The organism is Streptomyces nanshensis (genome assembly GCF_001751255.1).
Taxonomy (GTDB): Bacteria; Actinomycetota; Actinomycetes; order Streptomycetales; family Streptomycetaceae; genus Streptomyces; species Streptomyces nanshensis_A.
The window spans coordinates 1-8,816 of the sequence record NZ_LJGW01000210.1; the positions used below are offsets into that span (position 1 = coordinate 1).

The window sequence follows — 8,816 nt, forward strand, 5'->3', positions numbered from 1 at the left end:
CCCCGAAGTCCTGTGCGACGCGGACGCGCGGACCGCCGCCCTGCCGGCCGCCCGCTCCGCGTCCGGCGCCCCGGCCCGCACCGCGTCCCGCTCCGGCCCCGGCGGCCACACGCTCGTCGTAGTCCTCCGGGATCTGCCGGAACGCGGGACCGTAACGGTCGTACCGCGCACGGGTCTTGGGGTCGGACAGCACGCTGTACGCCTCGTTCAGCTCCTTGAAGCGCTCCTCGGCCGCCGGCTCCTTGTTGACGTCGGGGTGGTAGTGGCGGGGCAGCNTCGGCGCTCGCGCCGCGGCCGACGCCGAGGGCCTCGTAGTAGTCCCGTGGCTGCTGTGCCATGGCGGCGTCACTCCTGCCGGGAGGTCACGGTCACCGCCGCGGGACGGAGCTGGGCGGCGCCGTCGCCGTATCCGGGGCGCAGCACCTCGTGGACGAGACCGGGTTCGGCGCCGTCGTCCTCCACCGTCCCCACCGCCTCGTGACGGCTGGGGTCGAAGGGCACTCCGGACTCGTCGTGCCGGGGGTAGCCCAGCTTCTCGAAGGCGCCGACCGCCTCGTCCCGTACCGCCCTGACGCCCTCGACGATGGAGTCCGGGTCGGCCTCGGCGTGTTCGAGGGCCAGCTCCAGGTGGTCGATGAGGGGCAGCAGCGCGGCGGCGGTACGGGCCCGCTCCACGGCGCGCTCGCGTTCCATCTCGCGTACGTGGCGCTTGCGCAGGTTGTCCAGGTCGGCCAGCGCACGCTGCCAGCGCTCCCGCAACTCGGCCACGGCGTCGGCCTCTTGCCCGCCGTCGGGCCCGGGCCCGGGCCCGGGCCCGGACTCCCCGGCGTCCTCGGTGCCGTTCGCGGTGTCCGCCGCCGTGGCGGCAGCGTGCTCCCCGCCGTCCTCGCCGTCCGTGCGGCCCCCGGGAGGGGCGTCGGGCGTGCGGCCCGCCGCCCCCTCCTCCGGTTCCTCGGCCGGCGTGAACTCCGGTCCCTCGGGCTCGTGTTCGTGCCTCATACCGTGCCTCAGCCCTTGTCGAACTCGGCGTCGACGACGTCGTCGTCACCGGAGCCGCCCTCTCCGGACGAGGCGCCGGGAGCGGTGCCGTCCGTCGCGGCGGACGACTCGGCCCCGGGCTCGGCGCCCCGGGATCCGAGCGCGTGGAAGAGCTGCTGGAGTTCGGAGGTCAGCGAGCGCACCCGCTCGACGTCCTCCTGCTCCTGCACGGCCTTACGGGCGTCCCCGACGAGCATCTCGGCCCGCGCCTTCTCGTGCTGCGGGGCGTTCTCGCCCAGCTCCGTCAGGCGGCGCTCGACCTGGTAGGCCACCGAGTCCAGCTCGTTGCGGGCGTCCACGGCCTGACGCAGCGCCTGGTCCTGCGAGCGGTTGCGCTCGGCCTCGGAGACCATCCGGTCGACCTCGCTCCGCTCCAGGTTGGAGCTCTCGCTGATCGTGATGCCCTGCTCGGCTCCGGTGTCCCGGTCGCGTGCCGTGACGGCGAGGATGCCGTTGGCGTCGATGTCGAAGGTGACCTCGATCTGCGGCTCGCCCCGCGGCGCCGGACGGATGTCGGTGAGCTGGAACCTGCCCAGCACCCGGTTGTCGGCCGCGTTCTCCCGCTCGCCCTGGAGCACCACGACGTCCACGGCCGGCTGGTTGTCCTCGGCCGTCGAGAAGGTCTCCGAACGGCGCACGGGAATGGTCGTGTTGCGCTCGATGATCTTCGTCATCACGCCGCCGCGGGTCTCCACGCCGAGCGAGAGCGGTGTGACGTCCAGCAGCAGGACGTCCTTGACCTCGCCCTTCAGCACGCCCGCCTGGATGCCGGCGCCCACCGCGACGACCTCGTCCGGGTTGACGCTCATGTTCGGCTCCATGCCGCCGGTGAGACGGCGTACGAGCGCCTGCACCGCGGGCATCCGCGTCGAGCCGCCGACGAGGATGACCTCGTCGATGTCGCTGTCGGTGATCTTCGCGTCCGCCATGGCCTGCTTGACCGGCTCCAGGCAGCGCTCCACCAGGTCCGCGGTGATCTGCTCGAACGTCGAGCGCATCACCGTCTCCGTCAGATGCTTCGGACCGTTGGCGTCCGCGGTGATGAAGGGGAGGCTGACCTGCGTCTGCGTGACGGAGCTCAGCTCGGTCTTGGCCTTCTCGGCCGCCTCGAAGAGCCGTTGCAGCGCCTGCGGGTCGCTGCGCAGGTCGATGCCGTTCTCCTTCTGGAAGTCGTCCGCGAGATGGTCGACGAGACGGCGGTCGAAGTCGTCGCCGCCGAGGTGCCCGTCGCCCGCCGTCGAGCGGACCTCCACGACGCCGTCGCCCACGTCGAGGATGCTCACGTCGAACGTGCCGCCGCCCAGGTCGAAGACGAGCACGCTCTCGTGCTCCTTCTTGTCCAGGCCGTACGCGAGGGCCGCGGCGGTCGGCTCGTTGATGATCCGCAGGACCTCCAGACCGGCGATGCGGCCGGCGTCCTTGGTTGCCGTGCGCTGCGCGTCGTTGAAGTACGCGGGAACGGTGATCACGGCCTCGGTCACCTTCTCGCCGATCGACTTCGCCGCGTCGTCGGCGAGCTTGCGCAGGACCTGGGCGCTGATCTCCTCGGGGGAGTAGAGCTTGCCGCGCACGTCGAAGCGCGCGACGCCGCCCTCGCCCTCGACCACGTCGTACGCCACCGCCTTGGCCTCGTCGGACACCTCGTCGTAGTTGCGTCCGATGAAGCGCTTCGCCGAGTAGATCGTGCCCTTGGGGTTGAGGATCGCCTGACGCCGCGCGAGCTGACCCACCAGCCGCTCCCCGGTGTCGGTGTAGGCCACGACGGACGGCGTCGTGCGCGTTCCCTCGACGTTGGGTACGACAGAGGACTCCCCGCCCTCCCAGAACGCGATCACCGAGTTCGTCGTGCCCAGGTCTATGCCGACTGCCCTGGCCATGGGGTGCCTCCTCGTCCGGCGCTTCCGGTGCGCACACAGGCGGTGCGCTGGCTTCACCGTGCCGGACGGGGACCGCCGATTCCTGCGTCTGCCGGGGCGAAGCGAGGGCCCGCCGCTCGTCCTGCCGGGGGCAGCGCCCGGTGGGATCCTCGTGCACAGGGCGGGGACGTACGGGACGGACGGCCCCGTCCGCGAACCCGCCGGAAGCGGTTCGACCGAGCACCGTCGATCCGACCCACCACCGGGGATCAGCAACATGGCCACACACCCCACAGCGCCGCGGCAGCAGCTCCCCGCCCCCCACGCCTGGGGCACCGAGGGGCGGAACGGGCTGCGCGATCTGTTCCTGCTGTCGGCCGCGATGTTCGAGGGCCGGGACGAGGACGACGTGCTGCGCATGGCCATGGCCGCCGTGGAGTCGCTCGCGCCGTGCACGGCGGAGGCGGGCTATCTGCGGACGGACGGCGCATGGACGAGGATCGCGGACGCCCGCGAGGGCGCCGCCGGCCCCCGCCTGGACGCCCAGATCCGCGACCTCGGCGGCGAGGACGGCATCGTCCGGCTCCCCGGGCGCAAGTGGTGCCTGGCGACGGCGCTGCGCGCGTCGCGGGAGACGACCGGATATCTGGTGGTCAGCGCGGAGAGCCGGCTGTCCGACGAGGACCAGTTCCTGCTCGGCGCCCTCGCACAGCAGACCTCGGCCGCGCTGGCCAACGCCGCGGGACGGCGCTCGGAGCGCGAGCACGCCGCGGCCCTCCGGCACGCCCACCACGACCGCGGCGAGGCGATCGCCGAGCTGCGGGAGTCGGTGGCGGAACTGGAGTTCCAGCGGTCGGTGCACGAGGCGCTCAGCCAGGCGTCGGCCGAGAGCGAGGAGGGGATCGCGGACATGGTGCGCGCCTTCACCCACCTCCCCGTCGCCGTCGAGGACCCCTTCGGGAATCTGCGGGTGTGGTCGGGGCCCGGCCGTCCCGACCCCTATCCCCGCTACGAACTCGTACGCCGCGAACAGGAGTTGCAGAGCGCCATGCGCCGCGCCGGCCCCGTCCGTACGGGCAGCCGCGTCACCTGCATCGCCCAGCACCGCGGCAAGGTCTTCGGCACGATCTCGCTCGTCGACCCCGGCAGGAGGGCCGGACCGCACGAGCGGTTCGTCCTCGACCACGCCTGCATCGCGCTCGCCCTGGAGATGTCCCATCAGCGGCAGCTCGCCGAGGTCGAACTGCGGCTGCGCCGTGAGCTCGTCGAGGACCTGCTCACCGGCACCGACGACGCCGGCGCGTACGCACGCTCGGAGGCCGTGGGCCACGATCTGCACGGTCCGCACCGCGTCGTGGTCGTGCGCTGGGACGGTACGGCGGGCGACGAGGCCGCCGGGGCCGCCGGGCGCTGCGCCGCGCGCCTCGGGCTGCGGTTCCTGCTCGGGCGCCGCTCCGGGGCGACCGTCCTCGTCGTACGCGGTGCGGCGGCGCCCCAGGCGCTGTACGGGACGCTCGCGGACGCGCTGGGCTCCGCCGGCGGCGCCGTCGGCATCGGCGGCCGTGCCGAGTCGCCCGCGGACCTTCCCCGCTCCCACCGTGAGGCGGTACGGGCGCTGGACTTCCGGCGCCGCTCACGCACCCCCGAGGGCGCCACCGCCTACGACGAGCTGGGCTTCCACCGCCTCCTCGCGGACGGCGAACACGAGGCGGACGCCGCGGAGTTCGTGGACGAGTGGCTCGGCCCGCTCAAGGACTACGACGCCGCGCACCGCACCGGCCTCGTCCGCACCCTCGCCCTGTACTTCGACAGCGGCGGCAACTACGACGAGACCGCCGCCGCCCTGACCGTCCACCGCAGCACCCTGCGCTACCGCCTCGGCCGCATCCGGGAGGTGACGGGCCATGACCTGACGGACCCGGACACCCGCCTCAACCTCCATGTGGCGACGAGGATTTGGCAGGCGGCGAGCGGCCCGGGATGAACCTGCGCAGCTCAGGCCGGCGGTCCCGGGCCGTACCGCGCACGAGTCACCGGCGGCGCCCGGCCCCTTCCCGCCTCGCCGGGCACGGGTCGTTATGGTGACCTTGATCCGATTGCCCTCGGCCCCGGCGGGAGCCTCATGGTCACCACGCAACCCGTAGTCACACGGGCGTCCAAGGCCGCTGTCTTCCTGGTGGTCACCATCGCCCCCGGCGGCGAACCGGCCGTACGCGACGGACTCCAGGACATCTCGGCGCTGGTCCGCTCCGTGGGATTCCGCGGCCCGCACGACGATCTGAGCTGTGTCGTCGGCATCGGCTCCGAGGGATGGAACCGCCTCTTCGGCGAGCCCAAGCCCCGCGAACTGCACCCCTTCCAGGCCCTGCACGGCGCCCGTCACCAGGCCCCGGCCACACCGGGCGACCTGCTCTTCCACGTACGCGCCCAGCGCATGGACCTGTGCTTCGAACTGGCCCGGTTGATCAAGCAGGATCTGGGCGCGGCCGTCGACGTCGTCGACGAGGTGCACGGCTTCAGCTACTTCGACGCGCGCGACCTGCTCGGCTTCGTCGACGGCAGCGAGAGCCCCACGGGCGAGGCCGGCGACGAGGCCGTCTACATCGGCGACGAGGACCCCGGCTTCCGCGGCGGCAGCTATGTGATCGTGCAGAAGTACCTGCACGACATGGCCTCCTGGGAGGCGCTGCCCACCGAGGAGCAGGAGCGGGTCATCGGCCGTACGAAGCTCTCCAACGTCGAGTTCCCCGACGACGTCAAACCGGCGAACTCGCACGTCGCCCTGAACACGATCGTCGACGACGACGGCACCGAGCGGAAGATCGTCCGCGAGAACATGCCGTTCGGCGCCGTCGGCGAGGGCGACTTCGGCACGTACTTCATCGGCTACGCCCGGACGCCCGGCGTGACGGAGCGGATGCTGCGGAACATGTTCATCGGTGATCCGCCGGGTAACACGGACCGCATCCTGGACTTCTCCACCGCCGTCACCGGGGGTCTCTTCTACGTGCCGACCGCGGACTTCCTCGACGAGCCGAGCGACCCGTCACCCGGTGCTGCCGCTCCCGGCGGCTCCCTGAGCATCGGCAGCCTCAAAGGAGAGTGAGCACCATGACGCCCCCCGCCGTCTCCAGCAACCTCCACCGCGAACTCGCGCCCATCACGCCCGCCGCCTGGGAGGAGATCGAGGGCGAGGCACGGCGCACCTTCCAGCGCAACATCGCGGGCCGCCGCGTCGTCGACGTCCCCGAGGCGGGCGGAGCGCGCCTGGCCGCCGTCGGCACCGGGCACCGCTCCGCCATCGCGCCGCCCGCGACGGGCGTCACCGCACAGTTGCGTCAGGCGCAGTCCCTCGTGGAGCTGCGGGTGCCCTTCACCGTCACCCGGGACGCCGTGGACGACGTGGAGCGCGGCTCCAACGACTCCGACTGGCAGCCGGTGAAGGACGCGGCACGCGCCATGGCATTGGCCGAGGACACGGCGGTCTTCGACGGGTACGCCGCAGCCGGCATCGACGGTCTGCGCGCACGGACCTCCAACCCGGTGCTGAGCCTCCCGGCCGAGCCGCGCGACTACCCCGACGCCGTCAGCCAGGCGCTGACCTCGCTGCGTCTGGCCGGAGTCGAGGGCCCGTACGCGCTGCTGCTCGGCGCCGACGCCTACACGGCGGTCAGCGAGACCACCGACCAGGGGCATCCCATCGCGACGCATCTGAGCCGGATCCTGGACGGCACGCCGATCTGGGCGCCGGCCGTCGACGACGCGTTCGTCCTCTCCACCCGCGGCGGCGACTTCGAGCTGCGTCTCGGCCAGGACCTGGCGATCGGCTACGCGGGGCACGACGCGAACGGCATCGAGCTGTACTTCCACCAGACGCTGACGTTCCTGACGTACACCGACGAGGCCGTGGTCGTACTGAAGGGCTGAGCGGCGCAGGGCGCAGGGCGCCGAGGGGCGCACGGCAACGGGACACGGGCCCTCAACCGGCCGGAGACACGGCCCGGTCGGGGGCCCGCCGCTGTCTCAGCCGTGCGCCTTCCGCACCGGTACGGGCTCCCGGCCGGCCTGGTCGCGTACATGGTGGCGGCCGATCGGCAGGATCAGGGGGCTGCCGGAGACCGGGTCCTCGATGATCCGGCTCTCCAGGCCGAAGACCGTACGGACGCACTCCTGCGTCAGCACCTCGGCCGGGGTCCCGGCCGCGTGGAGGCGGCCGTCCGCGAGGGCGACGAGGTGATCGGCGTAGCGGGCGGCGAGGTTGAGGTCGTGCAGCACCATCACGACGGTGGTGCCGCGGCCGGCGTTGAGGTCCGTGAGCAGATCGAGGACGTCGACCTGGTGGCTGGCGTCGAGGAACGTGGTGGGCTCGTCGAGCAGCAGCAGATCGGTCTGCTGGGCGAGCGCCATGGCGATCCACACCCGCTGGCGCTGTCCGCCGGAGAGCTCGTCGACGGCGCGGTCGGCGAGGAGTTCCGTACGGGTGGCCTCCAGCGCGGCGGCCACGGCCTCGTCGTCGCGCCGGGTCCAGCGGGAGAAGGCGCCCTGGTGGGGGTGGCGTCCGCGGCCGACGAGGTCCGCGACGGTGATGCCCTCCGGGGCGATCGGCGACTGCGGCAACAGCCCGAGCGTGCGGGCCAGTTGCCGTGCGGGCAGCCGGTGCACCTCCTTGCCGTCGAGGACGACGCGGCCCTCGCGGGGCTCCAGCAGACGGGACATCGCGCGCAGCAGCGTCGACTTGCCGGAGGCGTTCGCGCCGACGATCGCGGTGACCCGGCCGGGCGGCACGGCGAGGTCGAGGCCCTCGATGACGGTCCGGTCGCCGTAGCCGAGGCGGAGGTGCTCGGCCGTCAGGGAGTGGGTGGTGGTCACAGCGAGCCTCCCGCCCGGTTGGTGCGGATGATGAGGTGGACGAGATAGGGGGCGCCGAGCACGCCGGTGACGACCCCCACCGGATACCGGGTGCCGAAGGCGAACTGCCCCGCGAGATCGGCGACGAGGACCAGCAGGGCGCCGACGAGCCCCGCGGGCAGCAGCAGCGAACCGCCGGGACCCACCAGCCGGGCGGCGATCGGCCCGGAGAGGAAGGCCACGAACGCGACCGGCCCGGCCGCCGCCGTCGCGAAGGCGATCAGCACGACCGCGGCGACCACCACGACGACGCGGGTGCGCTCGACGCGTACGCCGAGGGCCGCGGCGGTGTCGTCGCCGAGCTGCATCGCTCGCAGGCCGCGCGACTGCCGCAGCAGGACGGGGGAGAGGACGGCCAGCGCCACGGCCGCGGGCGCGATCCCGTCCCAACTCGCCCCGTTCAGGCTGCCGGTGAGCCAGCGCATCGCCTCCTGGCGGTCCCACTCGGTGGCCTGCGAGAGCACGTACGCGACGACGCTGTCGAGCATGGCCGAGATCCCGATGCCGATCAGGATGAGCCGGGTGCCGGCCACGCCGTCCCGGTACGCCAGGACGTAGATCAGCAGCGCCACCGCCAGCCCGGCCGCGATCGCGAAGACCGAGACCTGCGCGCCGCCCAGGGACAGCGTCACGATGGCGAGCGCCGCGGCCGCGCTCGCGCCGGAGCTGATGCCGATGACGTCCGGGCTCGCGAGCGGATTGCGCAGCATGGTCTGGAAGGTGACACCGGCCAGCCCGAAGCTGAAGCCCGCGACGAGGGCGAGGACGGCACGCGGCAGCCGCAGCCGCCCGACCGTGAAGGACGCACCCGGCACCTGCTCGCCGAGGATCACGCGGACCACGTCGTCGAGGGGGTAGAACGTCCGGCCCACCGTCAGCGTCACCACGAACACCGCGACGAGCAGGACCAGCAGGGCCAGCATCACGCCGCGGCGGCGCGCGGCCCGGCGGGCACGGCCGCGTCCGACGCGCTCCAGGGTCGCGGCGGACGGGGACGCGGCGGCGTCGGCAGGG

At 73.1% G+C, this 8,816-nt stretch carries 7 protein-coding genes and 1 pseudogene; 3 read left to right on the top strand and 5 right to left on the bottom strand.

The window, feature by feature from the left end; all coding sequences use genetic code 11:
• The 3 genes and pseudogenes from AN218_RS12270 to dnaK all read right to left on the bottom strand — a co-directional run.
• A pseudogene (locus tag AN218_RS12270) lies at nt 1–338 on the bottom strand (DnaJ domain-containing protein); the annotation flags it as partial.
• Between the two features lie 7 nt (nt 339–345).
• Entirely contained in the window at nt 346–999 is a 654-nt protein-coding gene (locus tag AN218_RS12275; RefSeq protein WP_070016886.1) for a nucleotide exchange factor GrpE, read from the bottom strand.
• Between the two features lie 8 nt (nt 1,000–1,007).
• Complete coding sequence (gene dnaK, locus AN218_RS12280) at nt 1,008–2,915, bottom strand: molecular chaperone DnaK (protein ID WP_070016887.1); 1,908 nt, start codon at nt 2,913–2,915, stop codon at nt 1,008–1,010.
• Between the two features lie 256 nt (nt 2,916–3,171).
• Between dnaK and AN218_RS12285 the strand changes: the two genes are divergently transcribed.
• The 3 genes from AN218_RS12285 to AN218_RS12295 all read left to right on the top strand — a co-directional run bounded on the left by AN218_RS12285 (nt 3,172) and on the right by AN218_RS12295 (nt 6,821).
• Nucleotides 3,172–4,878: a PucR family transcriptional regulator gene (locus AN218_RS12285; RefSeq protein WP_070016888.1), complete on the top strand. Its 1,707-nt coding sequence runs from the start codon at nt 3,172–3,174 to the stop codon at nt 4,876–4,878.
• A 138-nt stretch (nt 4,879–5,016) separates the two neighbouring features.
• Nucleotides 5,017–6,000: a Dyp-type peroxidase gene (locus AN218_RS12290; RefSeq protein WP_070016889.1), complete on the top strand. Its 984-nt coding sequence runs from the start codon at nt 5,017–5,019 to the stop codon at nt 5,998–6,000.
• A gap of 5 nt (nt 6,001–6,005) precedes the next feature.
• Nucleotides 6,006–6,821, top strand: coding sequence for a family 1 encapsulin nanocompartment shell protein (locus AN218_RS12295; RefSeq protein ID WP_070016890.1), 816 nt, complete (start codon nt 6,006–6,008; stop codon nt 6,819–6,821).
• Between the two features lie 96 nt (nt 6,822–6,917).
• Here AN218_RS12295 and AN218_RS12300 read toward each other — a convergent pair whose 3' ends face one another.
• Together AN218_RS12300 and AN218_RS12305 are read right to left on the bottom strand one after the other, a co-directional pair.
• Nucleotides 6,918–7,763 (bottom strand): ABC transporter ATP-binding protein, encoded by an 846-nt coding sequence (locus AN218_RS12300; RefSeq protein ID WP_070016891.1) that lies wholly within the window; start codon nt 7,761–7,763, stop codon nt 6,918–6,920.
• A complete protein-coding gene (locus AN218_RS12305) occupies nt 7,760–8,779 on the bottom strand; it encodes a FecCD family ABC transporter permease (protein WP_070016892.1) in 1,020 nt (339 codons plus the stop codon). Before AN218_RS12305 ends, AN218_RS12300 begins: the two co-directional genes overlap by 4 nt.
• Nucleotides 8,780–8,816 lie beyond the last annotated feature (37 nt).

Excerpts from the sequence above, each read along its gene's own strand:
- AN218_RS12295 (WP_070016890.1), top strand. The coding sequence starts at position 6,006 with ATGACGCCCCCCGCCGTCTCCAGCAACCTCCACCGCGAACTCGCGCCC.
- AN218_RS12290 (WP_070016889.1), top strand. The coding sequence starts at position 5,017 with ATGGTCACCACGCAACCCGTAGTCACACGGGCGTCCAAGGCCGCTGTC.
- AN218_RS12285 (WP_070016888.1), top strand. The coding sequence starts at position 3,172 with ATGGCCACACACCCCACAGCGCCGCGGCAGCAGCTCCCCGCCCCCCAC.
- AN218_RS12275 (WP_070016886.1), bottom strand. The coding sequence starts at position 999 with ATGAGGCACGAACACGAGCCCGAGGGACCGGAGTTCACGCCGGCCGAG.
- dnaK (WP_070016887.1), bottom strand. The coding sequence starts at position 2,915 with ATGGCCAGGGCAGTCGGCATAGACCTGGGCACGACGAACTCGGTGATC.